Source organism: Vibrio sp. 970, assembly GCF_033339075.1.
Genome location: NZ_JAWOTW010000752.1, coordinates 1 through 531 on the forward strand (window position 1 = coordinate 1; position 531 = coordinate 531).

Genomic DNA, 531 nt, shown 5'->3' on the forward strand with positions numbered 1-531 from the left:
GTTTGTTTTGCACCATTGCATGCGCACGGTAACGTCTGATCAGTTTTGAATATTCGGGATGAAAGGGAAGAAGGGTATCGGTGGCTTCAATCACGCCTTCAAAGTCCATCTCACGCAGTTTTTCGTAAATCGGTAGTAGCACGCTTCTGCGTTTCATGGCCGACAGCAGTCGGTTGCGAAAAAAGGTGTGATTAAACGGTTTTAGCAAGTAGTCATCTGGGTCGCAGTCCACTATTGAACGCACGATTTTGTGATCATTTTCTCCGGTCAAAAAGACGAACGTTGTATGTGCAGGCAGAATTTGCGCGTGCTTTAACTCTTCTAACAACTGAAAGCCATTGAGCTGAGTTTGAAAGTTGTAGTCACAAATCACCAAATCAAAATGCATTTGCTTACAAAGATTGATGACCTCAAAAGGTTTATAAGCGTAATAGATGTCACTTAAATCGAGTTGTCGAAGTATCGCGGTCACGCTGCTCGTAACCAGTCTGGAATCGTCAGCGACCAGAACTTTACACAGATTACGGTCAA

1 protein-coding gene is annotated in these 531 nt (G+C 43.7%); it reads right to left on the reverse strand.

Features of this window, described 5'->3' with window-relative positions:
* Positions 1–531: response regulator (locus R7Q11_RS29005; RefSeq protein WP_225467323.1), on the reverse strand; the 531-nt coding region annotated here is incomplete at both ends.